Here is a 21,941-nt window from a genome sequence, read left to right on the forward strand (position 1 = left end):
TGGCCGTCTGCCTTCTTGAAATTACGCTTTGAAGACCGACAGATCAGGCTGACGATGTGCCCAGGGAACGGCTTGTTCCAGCTGCGCGGCCAGCGCCAACAAGCGCCCTTCGCGACCGAACGGCGCAGCGAAGTGCGCGCCCACAGGCAAGTTGTCCCTGGTCCAGTGCATGGGCACAGACATGGCGGGCTGGCCTGTCATATTGAAAAGCGCGGTATAGGGCGAAGCCTTGACGGCTTCGCGCGCGAATGAGTCATAAGGCTGGTCCAGCGTCAGCACGCCCAACAGCGGTGGCGGCACAGCCATCACCGGGGTCAGAATCAAGTCGTACTTCAGAAAAAATCGGTCCAGAATCTGGCCCGCCGTATCGAAGTTGGTACGCGCCATCAGCATCTGCTCGGCGGTATAGGACTTGGCCTTTTCCAGATACAGCCAGTCCATCTGCTCTACCTCATCCTGGCGCACGGCGCGACCCAGCAGCTTTTCGCGGGCGCGGATGCTGGCCATCATGCCCACGGATGTCACCACGCCCAGGCCCGAGAACACCTCAGCCACAGGCAACTCCGGCATGTCCTCCACGATTTCATGCCCCAGCGCCAGGCAGGCCTTGATGGCCTTGTCCACCGCAGCCTGACAGTCCGCATGCACGGGAATGCCAAAGTAGTTCCTGGACCAGACGGCGATCCTGAGCTTCTTGGGCGACTGCTTGAGGGCGTCCAGATAGCTGCCCTCCACGTCGCGCGGCGGCACGGTGCGCGAGCCCGGCTCGCGCCCCTGCGTCAGATCGAGCAGGTGAGCGCTGTCGCGCACGCTGCGACTGATGACATGGTTCATGGACAAGCCCATCCAGCCTTCCATATTGGCCGGACCGGCGGGCAGACGGCCGCGGCTGGGCTTGAGGCCAAACAGGCCGCAGTGCGAAGCGGGAATGCGAATGGAGCCGCCTCCGTCGCTGGCATGGGCCACGGGCACAATGCCTGCGGCAACCACCGATGCCGCACCACCCGAGGAGCCGCCCGTCGTGTGGGCAGCATTCCATGGATTGGGCGACTTGCCGTAGAGCAAGGACTCGGTCGTGGGCGTCTGGCCGAACTCGGGCGATGCCGTCTTGCCAAAGATATTGAGACCGGCCGCCTTGTAGCGTGCCACCAGGGTACTGTCGTACTCTGCCACGGCCCCCTTGAAAAAGCGGCAGCCGTTGGTAGTGACCGTTCCCTTCAGATACTGGTTCAGATCCTTGAGCAGAAAGGGCACGCCCCACATGGGCGCCCTGGCTGTGGCTTCGGCACGTGCAGCGCTGCCCAGAGCCGACATCTGCCTAGCCTGATCACGTGCCAGATCGTAGTCCTTGATGACCACTGCATTGAGCTTGGGCAAGGCCTCGGTGCGTGCAATCGCCGCTTCCAGCGCTTCCAGCGGCGTGATATCGCCCCGGCGGATCTGTTCTGCCCAGGCGTAGCCATCCACCGCCGTCGCCTCATTTTTCTTCTGTGCAGCCATTGTCGGCATGGCTGTTGCTGCGGCCACGGCACCTGCGCCCTGAATAAAGCCACGACGATCCACACCTTGATTCACTGATTCCATGCTCTCCTCCTTCTTGTTGCCGGACATTCAAGCCTTGAGTGCGGACAGGTCCGGCACGCGATGTGCCCATGGCAGGGCTTGCTCCAGCTGCGCCGCCAGACGCAGCAAGCGGCCTTCGCCACCAAACGGTGCGACAAAGTGGGAACCCACAGGGAGGTGGTCCGCCGTCCAGTGCAGCGGCACGGACATGGCCGGATGACCGCTGATGTTGAACAGCGAGGTAAACGCGGAGGAGTTCATGGCCTCGGCGGCATAGCTTTCATAGGGTTGATCGAGTCGCAGAGCGCCCAGCTTCTGTGCAGGCACCACGGTGGTGGGCGTCAGAATCAGGTCGTACCTGGACAGGAATGCATCGATCAATTGCCCCGCCTTGTCGAAGCCTGCGCGGCTGCGGTACAGATCCAGCGCCGAGGCCTTCTTCGCGGCCTGCAACGCAGCCCAGTTCAGCGGCTCCATCTCGTCTTCGCGCACAGCGCGGCCCAGCTGCTTTTCACGGTATTCAATGGCGCTGAGCAGACCTGCCGACATGCCTGCACCCATGCCACCAAAAATTTCGTTCACCGGCAGCTCCGGCATGGCCTCTTCAACAAAATGTCCCATGGCCTCGCAGGCCTTGGCCGCTTTGTCCACGGCCTCCAGGCATTCGGTATGTACGGGAATCCCGAAGTAGTTCTTGCGCCAGACGGCAATACGCAGCTTGCGCTCGGGCTGGTGCATCGCTTCAAGGTAGCCCCGAGAAACATCAGAGGGAGGTCGCACTCGCGAGCCGAACTCGGGCCCAGCACTCAAGTCCAGCAGCAAGGCTGTGTCGCGCACGCTGCGGCTGATGACGTGGTTCACCGACAAACCTGTTGCGCCATCCAGCGCTCCTGGCCCTGCAGGCACACGTCCACGACTGGGCTTGAGTCCGAACAGGCCGCAATGTGCGGCCGGTATGCGGATGGAGCCGCCACCATCGCTGGCATGACCCACGGGCAGAATGCCGGCCGCCACCACAGCGGCAGTCCCACCGGAAGAACCGCCCGTGGTATGCCCGGTGTTCCAGGGGTTGGGCGTGACGCCGTAAAGCTTTGACTCCGTGGTAGTCGTCATGCCGAACTCGGGAGATGCCGTCTTGCCAAAGATGTTGAGACCCGCAGCCTTGTAGCGCATCACCAGCGTGGAGTCCTGCGAAGCGACAGCATCCTTGAAGAAGCGGCAACCATTGCTGGTCACGGTTCCTGCCATGCTCAGACCCAGGTCCTTGAGCACAAACGGCAGACCCCACAGCGGGGCTTTGTCAGTCGCCTGTTTGCGTGCATCGCGGCCCATGGTCGAGAGCTTCTTGGCATGCTCGCGGGCCAGTTCGTAGTCTTTGATGACCACGGCATTGAGCTTGGGCAAGGCTTCAACGCGCGCAATGGCGGCATCAAGAGCCTCCAGCGGCGTGACATCGCCTTTGCGCATCTGCGCTGCCATGGTGATGGCATCGGCCTGCGCAACGGTCCTGGTGCCGACTTGAGCTTGCGCTGCTGGCAGACCCAGCGCTGCCGCCGCGGCAGTTGCTCCGGCCAGGAATGCTCTGCGATCTGAATCCGTCGCTTTGTCTTGCATGTCTTTGTCTCCGTTGATATTTTTGTGGATGACTTGCTAAGCCGCCAACACCGGAGCTCCAACGCAATACAGGCACCCAGGGGTGCCTGCATGTCTGCCGTCAGAGTCTCTCGATGATGGTCACATTGGCCTGTCCTCCACCTTCGCACATGGTCTGCAAGCCGTAGCGCCCGCCGGTGCGCTCCAGCTCGTGCAGCAGCGTGGTCATGAGCTTGGCGCCTGAGGCTCCCAGTGGATGACCGAGCGCAATCGCACCGCCGTTGACGTTGGTCCTGGCATGGTCGTAGCCGGTCTCCTTGAGCCACGCCATGACCACGGAAGCAAAGGCCTCGTTGATCTCGACCAGGTCGATGTCGGACATGGTCATGCCCGCCTTCTTGAGCGCATATTCCGTGGCTGGAATCGGCGCGGTCAGGTGCCAGATGGGGTCATCGGCGCGCACGCTCATATGGTGAATGCGAGCGCGTGGCTTGAGGTTGTAGCGCTTGAGTGCTGCTTCGGACACCACCAGCACGGCAGCCGCCGCATCGCAGGTGGAGCTTGAGACGGCTGCAGTGATGGAGGGATAGTCGGGGTCCACCGGCTCCAGCGTGGCCATCTTCTCCAGAGTCGAGAGGCGAGCGGTCTCATCCATCATGAAAGCGCCAAAGGGAACGATTTCACGGTCGAAGCGGCCCTCGGCAATCGCATTCAAAGCGCGGTCGTGGCTTTCCTTGGCAAATACTTCCATGTCGGCACGACTCACGCCCCAGTGGTCTGCAATACGCTGGGCGGCGTAGAACTGGTTGACGGGTGCGTTACCGAAACGCGCCTGCCAGCCTTTGCTCTCGGCAAACGGCGTGGTAAAGCCCAGGGGCTGGCCGGCGAGCATGGCCGAGGAAATGGGAATGGCGGTCATGGTCTGCACGCCACCGGCCAGCACCACGTCCTGCGTTCCACTCATCACGGCCTGGGCCGCAAAATGAATGGCTTGCTGGGACGAGCCGCACTGGCGATCAATCGTGGTGCCCGGCACGTTCAAGGGCATGCCGGCTGCCAGCCAGGAAGTCCGGGCAATGTCGCCAGCCAGAGAACCTATGGTGTCCACGCAGCCAAAGATCACGTCGTCGTAATCGGCTGCGGGAATGTCGTTGCGCTCAACCAGCGCTTTGATCACATGGGCGCCGAGGTCGGCACCGTGCACGGTGGCAAGAGAGCCCTTGCGCTTTCCGGTAGGAGAGCGCAGCGCATCAACGATATAAGCCTGGGCGCTCATGCGGCCACCTCTTCAGCAACGTTCTTAATAGCATCTTGCGCAGAGCAGGAGGCACATGAATCGATTTCTCGATCAAAAGTCGATCCGGGGCCCACCGGGGCATTGGGACTGCGCAGCAGGCCCTGAGTCAGGCGGGCCGCGTGGTATGCCTTGTCGCCCCAGGCAGCGTCCAGCACCCAGGCGCGCTTCATGAACATCTGCAGATCGACTTCCCAGGTGTAGCCCATGGCGCCATGCACCTGCAGGCTGTTGCGCGCGGCAAACCAGCTCGCTTCGCTGCACTGAAGCTTGGCGTGCGAGATACGCACGGCCAGATCGGGTTCACCGTGCTGCAGCGCATAGAAGGCACGGTAGAGAACGGGTTTGGCAAACTCGATCTTGGTGACGATGTCCGACAGGTGGTGCTGCACGGCCTGAAAACTGCCTATGACCTTGTCGAACTGCTTGCGCTGTGCCACGTAGTCCACCGAGAGATCCAGCATGCGCTGGGCCAGGCCCAGCATCTGGGCAGCAGCGGCGAGTGCACCGCGCTCGCCGGCTGTGTCCCAGACCTTCTGGCCCTGAGTGCCGTCGAGCAAACGGGTGGCATCGGATGCCGTCCAGCGTACCCGTGACAGACGGCGCGAAGAGTCGATACTGCTCAGTGCCGTGATCTCGCACTGTGCAGGCCTGACCAGGTGCAACTCCAGGCCGGTGGCCGTGGCATGGGGCAGCAACAGCACATCGGCCAATGCCGCGTCCGCCACATTGAGGTTGACGGGATGGCCCACGGCCACGCGGCAGCTGCCTTCGGCAATCCTGGACAGCCAGGCACGGCTCTCATGTCCTTGCGGCAATGCACACAGCATGCCCACGGCCACATAGGCGGTGTCGGTCAGGGAATCGGGCAGAGCGTAATAGCCCACCTCCTGCAGCAGTAGTGCCCAGTCCACATCGGCCATGCCCATGCCGCCATCGGCTTCGGGAGCGGACAGACCCATCAAGCCTTGTTCTGCAATCTTGGCCCACAGCTCGGGACTGCGACCGGTCGGGGTTTCCCAGATGTCGCGCAGCAGCTCGGGGGCTGCTTCGGTCATCAGAAAGCGGCTGATCGAGTCACGGAATGCGATTTGATCTTCGGTAAAGGTGAAGTCCATGGTTGTCTCCCTGCCGATCAGGATTTAGGCAGGCCCAGCATGCGCTGAGCGATGATGTTGCGCTGGATCTCGTTGCTGCCCGCGTAGATGGGACCAGCCTGCGAGAACAGGAAACCTTCCAGCCATTCGTTGGCCTCGGCGTCATCGATGAGCTCGGCACGCGCGCCCAGAATGCGCATCGCGGTTTCGTGAATCATGATGTCCAGCTCGGACCAGACAATCTTGTTGGTGCTGGCTTCGGCGCCAATCTGTGCGCCCTTGTTAAGGCGGCCTACCGTGTGATAGGAAGACAGCGTGTATGCCTCCGCCCCCTGCCAGGCACGCAGCACGGCATCGCGAATCGAGTGATCGCGGTCGGCATCGACCTGATTGCGCAGATACAGGTCCACCAGCTTCTGCGCACTGCGCTGATAGCGGGCGGGAGAGCGCAGCAGCAGGCCGCGCTCAAAGCCGGCCGTCGCCATCGCCACATGCCAGCCCTTGCCTTCTGCACCCAGCAGGTTCTCCACGGGTACTTCGACATCGTCGAAGAAGATTTCGGCAAAGTGCTCACGACCATTGATGGCACGAATGGGACGCACGGTGATGCCGGGCGTATTCAAGGGCACCAGTATGTAGCTCAGACCATGATGGCGGCTCGATGTCGGATCACTGCGGAACAGGCCGAACACCCAGTCGGCAAAGATCGCACGGGTAGACCAGATTTTCTGACCGTTCAGGATGAATTTGTCACCCATGCGTGTGGCGCGGCTGCTGATGGCAGCCATGTCCGAGCCGGCGTTGGGCTCCGACCACCCCTGGGCCCACATATCGTCGCAGCGGGCCATACGGGGCAGAAAGCGGGCCTTCTGCTCGGGCGTGCCGAATTCCATCAGCGTGGAGCCTAACAGCAGAATGCCGTTCTGGTTCACGCGGGATGGAGCATCGGCTGCCCAGTACTCTTCTTCAAAGATCAGCCATTCGGTCAGGTCGCAGCCGCTGCCGCCCAAGTCCTTGGGCCAGGTCACGGCGCTGTAGCCGGCGCTGGCCAGCTTGGCTTCCCACTGGCGGTGCTGCTCGAAACCCTCTCGAGTGTCATAGCTCTGCAGTCGTTCCTTGGGCACATTGTTCTTGAGCCATTCACGTACCTGGGCACGGAAGGTCTTCTGCGCTGGGGTGTATGTCAAATCCATGGTTGTCTCCTCTTCGCGCTAGTGATGCTCAGAATTTGGCGTCGCGCTTTTCCACAAAGGCGCTGCGCGTCTCGGCGGAATCTGGACTCATATAGGCTTGCAGGGTGAATCCCTGCTCCCAGCGGTATTTGTCTTCGAGATTGCCGTCTTCGATGCCGGTCAGCGCCTCCTTGGCGATGCGGATCATGGCGGGGCTCTTGGCGGCAATCTTGTTGGCGATTTCCATGGCGACGTCGCGCAACTGCTCACGGGGAACAACACGCTCGATGGCCCCCAGGCGCAGGGCTTCCGCCGCAGCGATCATCTCGCCCGTAAAGAACAGATAGCGGGTCTTCTGCACGCCGAACATGCGCTGCAGATGGGCGGCACCGCCCATGGCTCCGCGGTCCACTTCAGGCAGGCCGAAAGTGGCGTCTTCCGCGGCGATCACGATGTCCGATGCCCCGCAGATACCGATGCCGCCGCCCAGCACAAAGCCGTGCACGGCCGCAATCACAGGCACCTTGTTCAGGTGCACGGCCTTGAACGTGGCGTAGTTGCCTGCGTTCACGTCGATGATGAGCTTGTCGTCGGTAGCCAGCTCCTTGATGTCCACACCCGCGCAGAAACCACGGTTCTCGGCACGGATGACGATCACGCGCACCTCGGGCCGGTCGCCCAGCGCCTGGATTTCCCGGGCCAGGCCATTCCAGCCGGCTGCATTCAAGGCATTCACGGGAGCACGGTCTATCACCAGCTCCGCCACGCCGTTGTCATGAATATTGGAGTGAAATTGTTGAGTGGACATATCCGGTCTCGTTGGCTTGTTGTTATGCGGGAGTCAATGCGTTCAATGCGTTGCGACGGTCCATGGCCTGGCGGACAATTCCGCCTATCACTTCCTCACAGCTGTCGAGCCGGCCAATCAACGCGGCCACCTGGCCGGCAGACATCACACCCTCTGCGGGATTGCCATCGACCATGGAGCGCTGCAACAACATGGGGGCATTGGCAGCCATCACGGTCTGGGCGACGGAAGACGAGTCTTCGCGCATGGCCTTCATGAAGATGCTCAAGGCCTGACCCGTGGTCATGCCGGTCTCGGCCTTCCACTGCAATGCCAGACCCAGGGCGATGCGCAAGCGCTTCATGGGGCTCGCTTTTTCGAGCATGGCCAGGTATTCGTTGGGAATCATGCGCTGGGGCATGCCATCGACCAGATGCGAGATGGCGATCTTTTCCGCATCCCTTGCAGCCAGATAGCGCTGCAACGTGGCGGCGGGCACCTTGGAATCACTGGTCATCAAGAACCGCGTGCCCATGGCAATACCCGATGCGCCATAGGCCAGAGCAGCCAGCAGGCCACGGCCGTCATAAAAGCCGCCTGCGGCAATCACGGGCACATCGACCGCATCCACTACCTGAGGCAGCAGCACCGTGGTGGGAACGCTGCCGGTATGGCCTCCCCCTTCACCGCCTTGTACGGTGATGGCATTGGCGCCCATCTCGATCGCCTTCTGAGCATGCTTCAAGGCCCCCACTGTGGGCATGCAGACGATGCCGGCATCACGCAGACGGCCGATCACCTTCTTGTCCGGACCTCGGCCGTAACTGACGGCACGCAGACGATGCTTCACAGCCAGGTCCAGCAACTGCTGAGCGTTGGGCTGGAACATATGGAAATTCAGGCCGAAAGGCTGGTCATCGGTCTCGCGCTTGACACGCAGAATTTCGGCTTCGATCCTGTCGGCGGGAATGGTGGCGCCGGCCAGAAAGCCGAAGCCGCCGGCGTTGGTAGTACCTATCACCAGATCAGCGCCCGCCACATAGCCCATGGCCGTCTGGATGACGGGGTAGCGGCACCCCAGCAGGTCGCAGATAGGAGTGCGCAGACTGCCCATATCGTTCATATTGCTCATGCCTTTGACTCTTCTTTATTGGCCTTTGCCATGGACCTGGCATCCTGGCCGCCCAGTTGCCCCATGCCCATCGCCTGACTGTGCGCGTGAGCAAAGTGGTGGTAGCCAAAAGCCATGTCCATGGTGGAACGCAGGCCCTGCAGCTCCTCGGCCTTGTTGACGACCATCTTGGTCAGCGCCAGGCCAAGACGCGGCTGGGCCGCCATGCGCTGGGCCATGGCATAGACCTGATCCTCAAGCTCGGCACGCGGAACCACGCGGTTGACCATGCCCATCTGATAGGCGCGCTCTGCCGGCATGCGCTCGCCCAGCAGCAGGAACTCCTTGGCAATACGCGGATGCAGTTCGTGGGCGTGGGCGAAGTACTCCACACCGGGGATGCCCATGCGCACCACGGGATCCTGGAAAAACGCATCGTCGCTGGCCACGATCAGGTCGCAGACCCAGGCCAGCATCAGACCGCCCGCCACGCATGCCCCCTGCACCATGGCAATCATGGGCTTGGGGATGTCGCGCCAGCGCCGGCACATGCCCAGGTAGACCTCCTGCTCACGGGCAAACAGCTGCTCGCCGCCGGGCTTGTTGGTGTGATCCCACCACAGGTGTGCACGGTCAAAGGACTTGTTGATGTCTCGGCCGGGCGTGCCGATATCGTGACCCGCACTGAAGTGCTTGCCTTCGCCGCGCAGCACGATGACCTTGACGCGATCGTCATCGGTCGCCTTGCGAAATGCAGCATCCAACGCATAGGTCATCTGCGAGTTCTGCACGTTGTTGAACGTGGGCCGATTCATGGTGACCGTGGCAATGCCGTTGTCCACGCTATAGAGAACGGGCTCGTCCGTTTCATAGACGGCTTTGTCCTCGCGTGTCACAAATTCGCTGGATGCATCATCCATATCAGACTCCCATGGCCGTAGCGCGCAGATTGTGCGGATCGAGCTGAGCCAGCAAGGCCAGTTGCTCGGGCGTGGGATCAGGTGTCACACCCACACTCTCGGGAACATGGATCGGAAAGCCCGTGGCCTCCTTGACCTGCACCGCCGTCACGCCGGGATGCAGCGACACCAGGCGCACTTGATGACTGGGTCCGCCAAAGTCCATCACACACAGATTGGTGAAGATGAAGCGAATGTCGGTGGTCTCCTCCAGCGTCCAGCCCTTGGCCAGGCGTGCAGGGTTGTAGCCCACGCTGCCCACGGCATCGACCTCACCCGGGACAAAAACCTTGGTGCTGTGGTTGGGCACAAAGAAGGAATTCGCGTGGTTGATCGAATTGCCGGGGAAGCCGCGCACCCCCAGCATCATGGACTTGGGACGAGCGTAGTCGCTGCCCACCATGGAAATATTGCCCTGACCGAAGCGGTCCACCTGCACGGGACCCACCATGGCGTGGCGCTTGCCTCCCCAGACGTTGTCGAAGATGCGCGAGAAACCCATCCAGCTTTCACGCTTGATCTTGTATTCACCTCGTGGACCTACGGGCACGGGTTCATTGACCACCCAGGCTTCGGAGTCCGTCATCATCAGATCGGTGTTGATGGAACGCATGCACAGCGAAGCCGCCAGACGTGGCACCAGGCCAATGCCGGTGGCCAACACCTCGCCGTCGTTTTCCCAGGCACGTGCCGCGGCGCAGATGACGCGATCTACCAATGCAATTTCACTCATCTCTGTGCCTCCTCAGAACACGGGCAAGGGCAGGCGCTTGATTGCTTCCATGCCACCCACTTTTTCCAGATATTCCTGCTCCGTGCACTGCACGTATTTCTGCTGGTAGCTGCTCCAGCCGCCCTCCTCCTTGCTGCTGGCCGCGTATTCCTTGAAGTGCTTGACATCAAAGCCATACAGAGGAGCGCAGGACGATGGGTGAGCACCGCCGGGCAGATGCACGACACCTGTGGTTTCAGAGCGCTCCCAGAACACCAGGCGAGCGGCTTGCTCCGACTCGAAGCTGCTGGACTCGACCAGTTCGTCGCAGCTCACAAACGTATTGGTTGCGGCTCGCGCAAACAGGTCGTCCATATAGATATCGGGACCGGCAATCTGGCAGACACCGCGAAGGTCCGCGCGATCCACGTGCAGCAGGGCCACATCCAGATTGATGGCGGGCATCGCCACCCACTCCTTGCCGTCGTAGGGCGATTCGATAAGGCGAATGGAGCTGTTGTGCTTGAGCACATCGGTGCCCAGACCGACTCGGGTGGGAATATAGGGAATGCGCATGCCGGCAGCCTTCAGGCCCAGCACCATATGACCTTCGTCAATTTCCATGACCTCGATCTCACCACTCTGGCGGGCCTTGCGAAAGTACGGCTCCAGCGGGATGAAGTCCAGCGACACGAAGGCGAAGATCAACTTCTTGACCTTGCCTGCCGCACACAGCATGCCCACATCGGCACCGCCATAGGCCACCACGGTCAGATCCTTGACGGGGCTGCGCAGCAGCTCGCGCACCAGGGCCATGGGCTTGCGCCGGGGCCCCCAGCCACCAATCCCGATCGTCATGCCGTCCTTGATGGATGCCACAACGTCCTTCGCTGTCATCAATTTATTGGCCATGTCTCCAAGCCTCCTATCAGTTGTTTTCAGGGCGGCCCACGCTGAAGTCGTGCCCCCAGAGGCTTACGGTCGTGAACTCGTGCGTGATGTGGTGTTCCCAGTCGATGATGGCGCCGCCATAGCCGAACTCCAGGTCGAAGTTGGAGGGCGTCTTCATGTAGAACGAGATCATCTTGTCGTTGGTGTGCTGACCCAGAGTGGCAGAGAGCTTGACCTGGCTCTTTTGCATGCGGTCCATGGCACGGCCCACTTCGGGCATGTTGTCCACCTCCACCATCACGTGCACGCAACCCGAGGGAGAAGGGAATTCGGCCAGCGCCAGGCTGTGGTGACGAGCGTTGGCGCAGTGGAAGAAGTGGATTCGGACCGTAGGGCCGGCATCGCCTGCGGGCTTGAAGTTGTAAATATCCGAGAGGCCAAAGCCCAGCACATTGCGCACAAAGGCCACGGTCTTGTCAAAGTCGGGAGCAGGCAGCACGGTGTGGCCCAGACCATAGTCACCGGTGATGAAACGCGACACGCCCTGGGGCGATGCGAAATGGCTGAAGTCGGACTTGAAGCCCCAGACGATCTCATGACGGTTTCCGGACGGATCCATCACGATGGCCAACTCCTGCACATGGCGCTTGGCACACAGCTCGGGGCGGCCCATTTCGTAGTGCACATCAGCGGCCTGCAACACCTCGAGCGCCTGCTCGAAGGCTTGCTTGTTGGCCACCTCCCAACCGGATGCGGAGTATCTGTCATTGCTGCCAGGCTGAACCTGGAAGCGGAACTGACGCTCATCCATCTTGATCAGCAGATCGCCATCGGCAGTGGTGCTCGGCATCATGCCAAGCACGTCACGTGCGTAGCTGACCCAGCGATCCAAATCAGAGCTCTCGGCAACAACGTACGCTAGTCCACGTATTTCCATCATGATGTCGGGGCCTCCAACCCAAATCCTTTAGTGATGCAGAGGATTCTGAAGAGGAGAGCCTTTGCAAACATCGTCCATTGAGACTAACGATTTGCCGCTTCATCACCCAAATTTAATAGCACTCATACAAGAATCAGCATGTATTTCAGCGGAATAGACTAGATTGCTTTCAACCTTTTGAAACAGGCCGAACCGACACCCTTGCGACAGCCGTGAAAACCCTCGGTACAAAAAAAAGGCCGCACCCCCATGCGGGAATGCGGCCAACACGATGAACTCAGTTTCTTGATGGATCAGACGGTCTGCACTTCCTCTGCAGACGCATAGTCGTTGTAGCCCCTGGCACCAGGGGTGTAGAGCGTGTTGCGGTCAAACCTGGCCAAAGGCAGGCCCTGGCGCATGCGCTGCACAAGATCGGGGTTGGCGATGAAATGCCGCGCAAAAGATACCGCCTTGCCCTCGCCTGCCTGCAACGCGGCTTCGGCGCTTTGCGCATCAAAGCCATCGTTGAGAATCAGGTTCTCGCCAAAGTTCTCACGCGCCAGCTTGAAGGCATCGATTGAAGGATCGAAGACTGCACGCATCACATGCAGATAGGCAATGCCCAGCTTGGCGGCCTGACGCATCAGCTCGGCATGGGTTGCCGCGGAGTTTTCATCCGCTGTGTCATTGAAGGTGTTGCCGGGGTTCAGGCGCAGCCCCACGCGATCGATGCCGATGGCCTCTCCCATGGAGCCCAGGCATTCCACGGCGAAACGTGAGCGGCTGCTGGCGTTGCCACCATATTCATCGGTACGCTGATTGGTACTGGAATGCAGGAACTGCAGACTCAGATAGCCGCTGGTGCCATGCAGCTCGACGCCGTCAAAGCCCGCATCCATGGCGCGCCGAGCAGCCGCAGCATGCCCGGCAATCGCCTTGCGCACTTCTTCGGTGGTCAATGCCTGGGGCTGGTCGAAATCCTGCATGCCTGCCGCATCGGTCCAGATCTTGCCCTGAGCCTGAATGGCGGACGCCGATACGGAACGCACACCAGCGGGTTTGATATGGCTGCTGCCGATACGACCGGAGTGCATGATCTGCAGCACGATGGATCCGCCACGCGCATGCACGGCGTCCGTCACACGGCGCCAGCCGCGCACATGAGCGGCAGTTTCGATGCCGGGCTGACGACAGTAGGCTTGACCCGTGACCTCGGGCCAGGCCCCTTCAGCCACGATCAGGCCGGCATCAGCGCGCTGGCCATAGTGCTCGGCCATGATGTCGGTGGGCGTGCCATCGGCATCGGCGCGGTTGCGCGTCATGGGGGCCATGACCACGCGGTTCTGCAGAGCAATCTTGCCCAGCTGGATGGGAGTGAAAAGCGTTTGACTCATGCCGGCTCCTTAGCGCACACGCATGCGCGGCGCAGGTGTGCCACGGCGCATGCTTTCGAGGAACTGCTCCAGCGGCGCGGGCGCGGCCACTTGCGGCAACTCATCCTTGTCGGGGCGCTGGGCCCAGAACTCCTTCCAGCTCGGAAACAGGTCGTGGAAAGCGCCATGGTAGGGCTCACGACCGGGCCAGCGCATCTTCATGTCGCCAATCGGTGGCTTGTTCAGATCCGTGGCATACCAGTAACAGGGCAGACGACGACGGAAGTACCACTGGCCGTCAATGCGCTCGTAGTCGTCCCAGTACAGCATCTGCATGATGACCCACTCGGCACCGCATTCATGCTCGTTCTTGGAGTAGACCACGCCGGTGGCGTGATCTCGATCCACAAACTCGATGATGTGCTGGCCCAGATGGTGCGAGGTTCCCGTGAACTGGTCACGCAGCGTGCTGTCCTGCCAGGCCATGAAATGCGCCCGCCCCACTTTTTCCTTGCCCACCTTGATATCGGGAGCGAACAGGTTCACATGGGCGTCCATGTCGCGCATGTCCAGCGACAGGGAATACTTGCCAGCCAGTTGACGAATCGCATCCAGCGACTCCAGCCTGTCGATACGCTCTTCCAGCGTTTGTGGCCACTGATTCACGGGTTCACTCATCTCTTCAGCCTCTTTCTTACAGTGCCGTCACCAGCACCGCGGAGCGGCCGCCATCCACGGGCAAGGCGGCACCTGTCACATAGCTGGCCTCGTCGCTGGCCAGAAACAGCACGGCATTGGCCAGCTCGCCGGACTGACCCACGCGCCCCATGGGAATGAGTTTTTCGGTGTTCTTGCGCGATGCCTCATCAGCCAGCATGCCGGCCGTGGCAGGCGTTTCCACCACCGCCGGGATCACCACGTTCACGCGGATGCCTGCTGCAGCACCTTCGGCAGCCGCTGCACGCGAAAAGTTGATGATGGCCGCCTTGGCTGCCGAGTAACCCGACATAAAAGGTGTGCCCAGCGTGCCGCAGATGGAGCTGATATTGACGATGGAACCACCCTTGGGCCCCATCAGCTTCAGCGCAGTACGCGTTCCCCAGAAAGTGCCGTCCACCGATGTGCTGAAGTTGGCATGCCAGTCCGCCGTGGTCATGCCGTCGATGCCACCCCAGGTGTAGGCCATGGCGTTGTTGACCAGAATGTCCAGGCTGCCATGCTTTTTGGCAGTCTGCTCCAGCGCTCCGACAAACTGGGCTTCGTTGCCCACGTCGGCCACGATGGCCTCGGCACTGCCGCCTGCAGCCTTGATCCTGGCCACGACTTCGTCGAGAGGCTGCTTGCGGCGGCCGCAGATCACCACGGTTGCCCCCTCCTGTGCGAAACGCTCAGCCGTTGCGGCGCCGATACCGGAACCACCACCGGTCACAAACGCAATCTTTCCTTCCAGACGCTTGCTCATGCTTGTCTCTCCTTAGAGGAAGGCGCTGCCGCCGTTGACTGCCACGTTCTGCCCCGTCACAAAGCCGCTGTCGTCGCTGGCCAGGAACACTGCCACCTTGGCGATGTCTTCTGGCTCAGCCATGCGGCCCATGGGCACGCCGGCGATGATGGCATCGGCCCACTCCTGGGGAATGCCCTGCATCATGGGCGTGTTGGTGGGTCCGGGAACCAGTGTGTTCACACGGATCTTCTTGGACGCCAGCTCCTTGGCCATGCCACGGGTCAAGCCCATCAGGGCGGCCTTGGAAGCGCAATAGTGCGCCGGACCGTCACCGCTGACAGCCGAGGTGCTGGAGATATTGACGATGGCACCGCCCTTGCCTTCCTGCATCTGCTTGACGGCGGCACGGGCGCAGTAGAACGCGCCGTTCAGGTTCACGCCAATCACGCGCTCCCAGGTCGCGTCAGGAATATCGGCAAACTGGTCCACCGAGCCTACGCCGGCGTTGTTCACCAGCACGTCGACGGCGCCCAGCTTTTCGCGGATTTCGACAAACAGCGCATCAACCGCAGCGCTGTCAGCCACATTGGAGGAACGGGCCAGATGCTTGCTGCCCTTGCCTTCCAGGGTCTGCCTGGCTGCTTCTTCATTCAAGTCCACGGCCACCACAGTGGCTCCTTCATCGGCAAAACGCTGTGCAATCGCTCGCCCCATGCCCTGGCCCGCCCCCGTGACCACGGCAACTTTTCCGGCTAAACGCATTCTTGTCTCCTTGTTGATGTGCAATCAAAACTTGGAGACAGCGTATGAAGAAATCGCCCTCAGCCCATCGTCCAAGAAGACTAAGCAAATTTTCTCGGAAAGCTATCAAATAAATAGCAATAAATACAATACAGATTTCTGCTCCAATGCATTTTCACACCTGTTAATCAGTTGGTGACAGCAATCCAGCGTCAGATGCATCCTCTCAACTTCACCACACATGGCAGCAGCAACTAACCGCCATAGGGGACAAATCCGCTCTCGTTTTCATTGACTTTGAGCGGTTTGGCTACGTACGGAAAAGCACGTTGCGGGCAAGCGCTGCGCTCGCATACCTTGCAGCCCATGCCGATAGGTGTGGCCGCTCCTATATTGCGCAAATCCATGCCTTGGGAATACACCAGCCGCGCGGCGTGCTGCAAGTCGCAGCCCAGGCCGATGGAGAAGGTCTTGCCTGGAGCCCCCCAGCCCTGGCCAGCATGGCTGATGGTGCGAGCAATCCACAGGTAGACGCGCCCGTCCGGCATGCTGGCGAGCTGGGGCACTATGCGGCCCGGCTGGGTAAAAGCCTCGTACACCACCCACAACGGGCAGGTGCCGCCTGTCTTGGAGAAATGAAAATGCGTGGCCGACTGGCGCTTGCTGATATTGCCGGCCCGGTCCACTCGTATAAAGAAGAACGGCACACCCGGCGCATCGCTTCGCTGCAGGGTTGAGAGACGATGGCAGACGGTCTCGAAGCCCACACCGAAGTGCCTTGCCAGCAAGTCTATGTCGTAGCGCAGGCCTTCGGCTGCACGCAAGAACTCCCCATATGGCAGCACAAATGCCCCGGCTACATAATTGGCCAGCCCCATGCGTGCCAGCCGGCGCGTGGCCTCGTCCTGCCAGGGAACGCTTTGCAGCTCCCTTTCAATCAGTGAATCAAACTCCAGCAGCGCCAGTTGCGTAGCCAGCTGAAATGCCTGCTGCATGGGGCTCAGCTGCGGTGCCACATACAAGGTGCGCGTGAGAGCATCGTAGCGCCTATGGCTGCCCGCTTTCTCAGCGGTCCCGACATGAGCACGCAGAACCAATACCCCATGTCGTGCCTGCAACCGGTACTGCAGCCAATCATGCAGATGACCACCTTGCTCTGCAGCCTGCCGAGCCAGCGCTTCAGCTGCACGATCAAGCGCATCAAGGTAATTGCGGTGGGAAAAGAAGAAATCACGCACCGCCTCGAACGGCATCTGGCGCAATGGCTCAGCCAGCAGGCCTGCCATTGCACCATTCCCGGCGACATCTCTGTGAACTGAGGTGTCGGCATCCGGCCCCACGCGGCCATCACCCAGATGGGCGGTCAAGGCCTCCAGCCGCTCGGCGTCCGCCAGGTGACGCTGGTGCATGGCCAGCAGCATCCGTGCCAGCTGCGGCAGCTTGGCTGCGACCTCGCGCAGCTCGGGAAGCGGCACCGAACCTTCTGGCTGAGGCATGGCGGCGACTGCATCGCGCAACTGCGCCAGCAAGCGGGCCTCCTCATCCTCGGAGAACTGCTGAATATCGACGCCCAGCACCCTGTGAATCTTGAGCAGCACGGCCACCGTGAGCGGGCGCTGATCCTGCTCGATCTGATTCAGATAGCTCGGTGACAACTCCAGCGCCTGGGCCAGCGCAGCCTGCGTAAGACCACGCTCGGCACGCAGGCTGCGCAGACGCACGCCCATGAATGTCTTGGCCACTTACCTGCTCCCTATTGCCGCTCCAAAGATTCGCAAAATTTGCAAATACATGCAATCACCTTCGCAAGCATTCACCAATTCAGCTCTGTACGCATAAAAAACAAATGCGTAGATTGCGAAGTATCGCAGACCGGCAAGGACCTGCACTGCACATCCAAAGGAGACACCCATGAGCACTGTGACAGCCCCAACATCCCCAATATCTTCAACCGCCATTAACCACGCCGCCGCAAGCTTCAGGCCAAAAAAGTCCGTCGCCCTCTCCGGCGTGACAGCAGGCAACACGGCACTGTGCACCGTGGGCAGGAACGGCAACGACCTGCACTACCGCGGCTACGACATTCTGGACATTGCCGAGGTCTGCGAGTTTGAGGAGATTGCCCACCTGCTGGTACACGGCAAGCTGCCCACCCACGCCGAACTCAGGGCCTACAAAGCCAAGCTCAAGGCTTTGCGCGGCCTGCCCGGCAGCGTGAAGACTGCGCTGGAACATCTACCCGCCGCCAGCCATCCCATGGACGTGATGCGCACCGGTGTCTCCGCCCTGGGCTGCGCGCTGCCGGAGAAAGACGACCACAATCTTCCTGGCGCCCGCGATATCGCCGACCGCCTGATGGCCTGCCTGGGCAGCATGCTGCTTTACTGGTATCACTTCAGCAACTCGGGCCGCCGTATCGAAGTTGAAACAGACGACGACTCGATCGGTGGGCACTTTTTGCATCTGTTGCATGGTGCCAAGCCGTCCGAGAGCTGGGTACGTGCCATGCATACCTCGCTCAATCTGTATGCCGAGCATGAGTTCAATGCCTCGACCTTCACGGCCCGCGTGGTGGCAGGCACGGGCAGCGATATGTATTCGGCGATAACCGGGGCGATCGGCGCGCTGCGCGGACCCAAGCATGGCGGCGCTAACGAAGTGGCGTTCGAGATCCAGAAGCGCTATGACAACCCGGCCGAAGCCGAGGCCGACATCCGCCGCCGCGTGGATGCCAGGGAAGTCGTGATCGGCTTCGGCCACCCGGTCTATACCGTGAGCGACCCCCGCAATGTGGTCATCAAGGGCGTGGCCAAGAAGCTGTCGGACGAAGCTGGCAGCAGCAAGATGTACGACATTGCCGCACGTCTGGAGTCGGTGATGTGGGAAGTCAAGAACATGTTTCCCAACCTCGACTGGTTCAGCGCCGTCAGCTATCACATGATGGGCGTGCCCACCGCCATGTTCACGCCGCTGTTCGTGATTGCCCGCACCAGCGGTTGGGCGGCGCACATCATCGAGCAGCGCCAGGACAACAAGATCATCCGTCCCAGCGCTAACTACACAGGCCCGGACGACCTTCATTTCGTGCCTATCGAGGCACGCCAGTAAGCTCCAGCAATGTCTGCCCAGCCCATGCAAGCCCATTCCCTGTGCATTGCCATCGCCGACAAGCTACGCGAGCGCATTCTTAGCCATCAGTTACCGCCCGGATCGGACATCAATGACGGAGCACTGGCGCAGGAGTTTGGCGTGAGCCGCACTCCTGTGCGCGAGGCCATGAAGCTGCTATGCCATGAAGGACTGCTGAGCGCACAGCCCCGGCGCGGCATGAGCGTGACCTGCCTGAGTGCAGCCCAGGTGGCCGAGGCTCGCTTGCTGAGCAGCCTGCTGGCTGGCCATCTGGCGCGGCAACGCCAGATGCAGACTGCCAGCACGCAGCTTTGCGAGCAGTTGCTGCGCGTGTCGCAGGCCCGACTCCAACTCGCACTGGGTACACAGCTCGCCATGCAGCCGACAAGCCAAGCGCCGATGCGTGCACCATTGCCTGCAGCCCTTTCACAATCCCCGCACAGTCACAGTGCCGGCAACGCAGAAGCCTCACGCTCGGCTCTGGCCTATTGAGACTCCTAAAAGAATCCCCGAGACAATGACTCACCACCCCTACCGTAAACCCTTGCCCGGCACTGCGCTGCATTACTTCGATGCCCGGTCCGCTGTGGAAGCCATCCGCCCCGGCAGCTGGACCACACTGCCCTATACCAGCCGCGTCCATGCCGAGAACCTCGTGCGGCGCAGCGATCCGGCCCACCTGACCGAATACCTCGCGCAAATCGTTGAACGCAAGCGCGAACGCGATTTTCCCTGGTTCCCGGCCCGCGTGGTCTGCCATGACATCCTGGGCCAGACAGCGCTGGTCGATCTGGCCGGCCTGCGTGATGCGATTGCCGAGCAAGGTGGCGATCCGGCCGCTGTCAATCCCGTGGTGCCCGTGCAGTTGATCGTCGATCATTCGCTGGCCGTTGAGTGCGGTGGCTACGACCGTGAGGCCTTCGAGAAAAACCGCGCCATCGAAGACCGGCGCAATGAGGACCGCTTTCATTTCATCGACTGGTGCAAGCGAGCCTTCAAGAATGTGGAGGTGATTCCACCGGGCAACGGAATCATGCACCAGATCAATCTGGAGCGCATGAGCCCTGTGATCCACGCTATCGATGGTGAAGCATTCCCAGATACTCTGGTAGGTACCGACAGCCACACGCCACATGTCGATGCACTGGGAGTGATCGCCGTGGGCGTGGGCGGTCTGGAGGCAGAAAACGTGATGCTGGGCCGTGCCTCGTGGATGCGCCTGCCCGAAATCATTGGCGTACAACTGGCCGGCACGCGCCAGCCGGGCATCACTGCCACCGATATCGTGCTGGCCTTGACGCAATTCCTGCGTCGACAAAAAGTGGTGGGGGCATATCTTGAATTTTTCGGGGAGGGCGCACGGAGTCTGACGATTGGCGACCGCGCCACCATCTCCAATATGGCTCCCGAATATGGAGCCACGGCGGCCATGTTCGCGATCGACGAGCAGACGATCGACTATCTGCGTCTGACGGGGCGCGAGCCCGCACAGGTGCAACTGGTCGAGAACTACGCCAAACAGGCAGGTCTGTGGGCAGACAGCCTGGAGAATGCCGAATACGAACGTACGCTGAGCTTTGACCTGTCCAGCGTGGTGCGCAATATAGCCGGCCCTTCCAATCCGCATGCTCGCCTGGCAACCAGCGAGCTTGCAGCAAGAGGCATTGCCGGTGAGTGGACGCAGACCGAAGGGCAGATGCCAGATGGAGCGGTCATCATTGCAGCCATTACCAGTTGCACCAATACCAGCAACCCACGCAATGTGATCGCGGCCGGCCTGCTGGCGCGCAATGCGCGCAATCTGGGCCTGGCGCGCAAGCCCTGGGTCAAGACCTCGCTGGCCCCCGGCTCCAGAACCGTGCCGCTGTATCTGCAGCAAGCCGGCCTGCTACATGACTTAGAAGCGCTGGGCTTTGGCGTGGTGGCCTTTGCCTGCACCACCTGCAACGGCATGAGTGGCGCACTCGATCCGGCCATTCAGCAGGAAATCGTGGATCGCGACCTCCACACCACAGCCGTGCTTTCGGGCAATCGCAACTTCGATGGCCGCATCCACCCCCATGCCAGACAGGCATTCCTGGCCTCGCCACCGCTGGTCGTGGCCTATGCGATTGCAGGCACCATGCGCTTCGATATCGAGAACGATGTGCTAGGCGTCTTCCAGGGCCGCGAAATCCGTCTCAAGGACATCTGGCCCGGCGATGAGGAAATCGACGCCGTGGCCAAGGCTGCCGTCCAGCCCGAGCAGTTCCGCGCGGTCTACGAGCCCATGTTTGCCATCCGCTCAGACCAGGGCGGGAAGGTCGAGGCACTGTATGACTGGCGCCCGCAGAGCACCTATATCCGCCGTCCGCCCTACTGGGAGGGGGCGCTGGCCACAGAGCGCACGCTGCGCGGCATGCGCCCTCTGGCCATCCTGCCCGACAACATCACCACCGACCACCTCTCGCCCTCCAATGCCATCCTGATGGACTCGGCCGCAGGCGAGTATCTGCACAAAATGGGTCTACCCGAGGAGGACTTCAACTCCTATGCCACGCATCGCGGCGACCACCTGACCGCGCAGCGCGCCACCCTTGCCAATCCCAAGCTCCTCAACGAAATGGTGGTGGACGACCAGGGCAAGGTGCGCCAGGGCTCTCTTGCCCGCGTCGAGCCCGAGGGACTGACCATGCGCATGTGGGAAGCCATAGAGACCTATATGCAGCGCAAGCAACCGCTGATCATCATCGCCGGCGCCGACTACGGCCAGGGATCGAGCCGTGACTGGGCCGCCAAGGGCGTGCGTCTGGCCGGTGTGGAGGTCATCGTGGCCGAGGGCTTCGAGCGCATTCACCGCACCAATCTGATCGGCATGGGGGTGTTGCCGCTGGAGTTCCTGCCCGGCACGAGCCGCCACACACTGGGGTTGAATGGCACCGAGAGCTTTGATGTCATCGGCCGGCGCAGCCCCCAGGCCACGCTTACACTTCATATCCACCGAACGACAGGTGTCCGCACTGAAGTGCCGGTACTGTGCCGCCTCGATACCGCGGAAGAGGTCTCGATTTACGAGGCCGGTGGCGTGCTGCAGCGCTTTGCCCAGGACTTCCTGGCGGACAGCGCAGCGGCCGATTCCACATCGACGGCTGAACTTGTGAGCTAAGGAGCAGC

The 21,941-nt window shown here is 61.3% G+C and carries 19 protein-coding genes; 3 read left to right on the plus strand and 16 right to left on the minus strand.

The genetic code is table 11. From position 1 onward, the window contains the following. Positions 1-21: 21 nt before the first annotated feature. The 16 genes from FSY45_RS14910 to FSY45_RS14985 form a co-directional block, all read right to left on the minus strand. Positions 22-1,611, minus strand: coding sequence for an amidase (locus tag FSY45_RS14910; RefSeq protein WP_080944449.1), 1,590 nt, complete (start codon positions 1,609-1,611; stop codon positions 22-24). Next, positions 1,612-3,177, minus strand: coding sequence for an amidase (locus FSY45_RS14915; protein ID WP_046461332.1), 1,566 nt, complete (start codon positions 3,175-3,177; stop codon positions 1,612-1,614). A 100-nt stretch (positions 3,178-3,277) separates the two neighbouring features. After that, positions 3,278-4,432: an acetyl-CoA C-acetyltransferase gene (locus FSY45_RS14920; protein WP_012837476.1), complete on the minus strand. Its 1,155-nt coding sequence runs from the start codon at positions 4,430-4,432 to the stop codon at positions 3,278-3,280. After that, positions 4,429-5,568, minus strand: a complete 1,140-nt coding sequence (locus FSY45_RS14925; protein WP_046461331.1) for an acyl-CoA dehydrogenase family protein — start codon at positions 5,566-5,568, stop codon at positions 4,429-4,431. The genes FSY45_RS14920 and FSY45_RS14925 overlap by 4 nt, the downstream gene beginning before the upstream one ends. A gap of 17 nt (positions 5,569-5,585) precedes the next feature. Next, positions 5,586-6,740 (minus strand): acyl-CoA dehydrogenase family protein, encoded by a 1,155-nt coding sequence (locus FSY45_RS14930; protein ID WP_004341316.1) that lies wholly within the window; start codon positions 6,738-6,740, stop codon positions 5,586-5,588. 28 nt (positions 6,741-6,768) lie between these two features. Then, positions 6,769-7,527, minus strand: coding sequence for an enoyl-CoA hydratase family protein (locus FSY45_RS14935; protein ID WP_004341319.1), 759 nt, complete (start codon positions 7,525-7,527; stop codon positions 6,769-6,771). Between the two features lie 22 nt (positions 7,528-7,549). Beyond that, positions 7,550-8,638, minus strand: coding sequence for a nitronate monooxygenase family protein (locus FSY45_RS14940; RefSeq protein WP_004341321.1), 1,089 nt, complete (start codon positions 8,636-8,638; stop codon positions 7,550-7,552). Beyond that, positions 8,635-9,537, minus strand: a complete 903-nt coding sequence (locus tag FSY45_RS14945; RefSeq protein ID WP_012837473.1) for an enoyl-CoA hydratase — start codon at positions 9,535-9,537, stop codon at positions 8,635-8,637. Before FSY45_RS14945 ends, FSY45_RS14940 begins: the two co-directional genes overlap by 4 nt. A gap of 1 nt (position 9,538) precedes the next feature. Continuing rightward, a complete protein-coding gene (locus FSY45_RS14950) occupies positions 9,539-10,309 on the minus strand; it encodes a CoA-transferase subunit beta (protein WP_004341328.1) in 771 nt (256 codons plus the stop codon). A 12-nt stretch (positions 10,310-10,321) separates the two neighbouring features. Continuing rightward, a complete protein-coding gene (locus tag FSY45_RS14955; RefSeq protein ID WP_046461330.1) occupies positions 10,322-11,200 on the minus strand; it encodes a CoA transferase subunit A in 879 nt (292 codons plus the stop codon). Between the two features lie 16 nt (positions 11,201-11,216). Next, complete coding sequence (locus FSY45_RS14960) at positions 11,217-12,119, minus strand: VOC family protein (RefSeq protein WP_046461329.1); 903 nt, start codon at positions 12,117-12,119, stop codon at positions 11,217-11,219. A 293-nt stretch (positions 12,120-12,412) separates the two neighbouring features. Further along, a complete protein-coding gene (locus tag FSY45_RS14965) occupies positions 12,413-13,495 on the minus strand; it encodes an alkene reductase (protein WP_004341337.1) in 1,083 nt (360 codons plus the stop codon). Between the two features lie 9 nt (positions 13,496-13,504). Then, entirely contained in the window at positions 13,505-14,152 is a 648-nt protein-coding gene (locus FSY45_RS14970; RefSeq protein WP_046461328.1) for a nuclear transport factor 2 family protein, read from the minus strand. A gap of 16 nt (positions 14,153-14,168) precedes the next feature. Beyond that, positions 14,169-14,936 (minus strand): SDR family NAD(P)-dependent oxidoreductase, encoded by a 768-nt coding sequence (locus FSY45_RS14975; protein WP_004341345.1) that lies wholly within the window; start codon positions 14,934-14,936, stop codon positions 14,169-14,171. 12 nt (positions 14,937-14,948) lie between these two features. Further along, on the minus strand, positions 14,949-15,680 hold the full coding sequence (locus FSY45_RS14980) for an SDR family NAD(P)-dependent oxidoreductase (RefSeq protein WP_004341349.1): 732 nt from the start codon (positions 15,678-15,680) through the stop codon (positions 14,949-14,951). 233 nt (positions 15,681-15,913) lie between these two features. After that, positions 15,914-17,401 (minus strand): short-chain fatty acyl-CoA regulator family protein, encoded by a 1,488-nt coding sequence (locus tag FSY45_RS14985; protein WP_046461327.1) that lies wholly within the window; start codon positions 17,399-17,401, stop codon positions 15,914-15,916. Between the two features lie 169 nt (positions 17,402-17,570). Between FSY45_RS14985 and prpC the strand changes: the two genes are divergently transcribed. From prpC to acnD, 3 genes are read left to right on the plus strand one after another with little or no spacing between them, the layout of a single operon-like run. Then, a complete protein-coding gene (prpC, locus tag FSY45_RS14990; protein WP_080944447.1) occupies positions 17,571-18,767 on the plus strand; it encodes a 2-methylcitrate synthase in 1,197 nt (398 codons plus the stop codon). A 24-nt stretch (positions 18,768-18,791) separates the two neighbouring features. Next, positions 18,792-19,280 carry a GntR family transcriptional regulator gene (locus FSY45_RS14995; RefSeq protein ID WP_223305660.1) on the plus strand — a complete coding sequence of 163 codons (489 nt, stop codon included), beginning with the start codon at positions 18,792-18,794 and terminating at the stop codon, positions 19,278-19,280. A 25-nt stretch (positions 19,281-19,305) separates the two neighbouring features. Continuing rightward, complete coding sequence (gene acnD, locus FSY45_RS15000; RefSeq protein WP_046461325.1) at positions 19,306-21,933, plus strand: Fe/S-dependent 2-methylisocitrate dehydratase AcnD; 2,628 nt, start codon at positions 19,306-19,308, stop codon at positions 21,931-21,933. Positions 21,934-21,941 lie beyond the last annotated feature (8 nt).

Source organism: Comamonas sp. Z1 (assembly GCF_008121555.1).
GTDB lineage: Bacteria > Pseudomonadota > Gammaproteobacteria > Burkholderiales > Burkholderiaceae_C > Comamonas > Comamonas thiooxydans.

Excerpts from the sequence above, each read along its gene's own strand:
- FSY45_RS14945 (WP_012837473.1), bottom strand. The coding sequence starts at position 9,537 with ATGGATGATGCATCCAGCGAATTTGTGACACGCGAGGACAAAGCCGTC.
- FSY45_RS14920 (WP_012837476.1), bottom strand. The coding sequence starts at position 4,432 with ATGAGCGCCCAGGCTTATATCGTTGATGCGCTGCGCTCTCCTACCGGA.
- FSY45_RS14995 (WP_223305660.1), top strand. The coding sequence starts at position 18,792 with ATGCAAGCCCATTCCCTGTGCATTGCCATCGCCGACAAGCTACGCGAG.
- FSY45_RS14965 (WP_004341337.1), bottom strand. The coding sequence starts at position 13,495 with ATGAGTCAAACGCTTTTCACTCCCATCCAGCTGGGCAAGATTGCTCTG.
- FSY45_RS14970 (WP_046461328.1), bottom strand. The coding sequence starts at position 14,152 with ATGAGTGAACCCGTGAATCAGTGGCCACAAACGCTGGAAGAGCGTATC.
- FSY45_RS14915 (WP_046461332.1), bottom strand. The coding sequence starts at position 3,177 with ATGCAAGACAAAGCGACGGATTCAGATCGCAGAGCATTCCTGGCCGGA.
- FSY45_RS14960 (WP_046461329.1), bottom strand. The coding sequence starts at position 12,119 with ATGATGGAAATACGTGGACTAGCGTACGTTGTTGCCGAGAGCTCTGAT.
- FSY45_RS14975 (WP_004341345.1), bottom strand. The coding sequence starts at position 14,936 with ATGAGCAAGCGTCTGGAAGGAAAGATTGCGTTTGTGACCGGTGGTGGT.
- FSY45_RS14980 (WP_004341349.1), bottom strand. The coding sequence starts at position 15,680 with ATGCGTTTAGCCGGAAAAGTTGCCGTGGTCACGGGGGCGGGCCAGGGC.
- FSY45_RS14955 (WP_046461330.1), bottom strand. The coding sequence starts at position 11,200 with ATGGCCAATAAATTGATGACAGCGAAGGACGTTGTGGCATCCATCAAG.
- FSY45_RS14950 (WP_004341328.1), bottom strand. The coding sequence starts at position 10,309 with ATGAGTGAAATTGCATTGGTAGATCGCGTCATCTGCGCCGCGGCACGT.
- FSY45_RS14935 (WP_004341319.1), bottom strand. The coding sequence starts at position 7,527 with ATGTCCACTCAACAATTTCACTCCAATATTCATGACAACGGCGTGGCG.
- FSY45_RS14940 (WP_004341321.1), bottom strand. The coding sequence starts at position 8,638 with ATGAGCAATATGAACGATATGGGCAGTCTGCGCACTCCTATCTGCGAC.
- prpC (WP_080944447.1), top strand. The coding sequence starts at position 17,571 with ATGAGCACTGTGACAGCCCCAACATCCCCAATATCTTCAACCGCCATT.
- FSY45_RS14910 (WP_080944449.1), bottom strand. The coding sequence starts at position 1,611 with ATGTCCGGCAACAAGAAGGAGGAGAGCATGGAATCAGTGAATCAAGGT.
- FSY45_RS14925 (WP_046461331.1), bottom strand. The coding sequence starts at position 5,568 with ATGGACTTCACCTTTACCGAAGATCAAATCGCATTCCGTGACTCGATC.
- FSY45_RS14930 (WP_004341316.1), bottom strand. The coding sequence starts at position 6,740 with ATGGATTTGACATACACCCCAGCGCAGAAGACCTTCCGTGCCCAGGTA.
- acnD (WP_046461325.1), top strand. The coding sequence starts at position 19,306 with ATGACTCACCACCCCTACCGTAAACCCTTGCCCGGCACTGCGCTGCAT.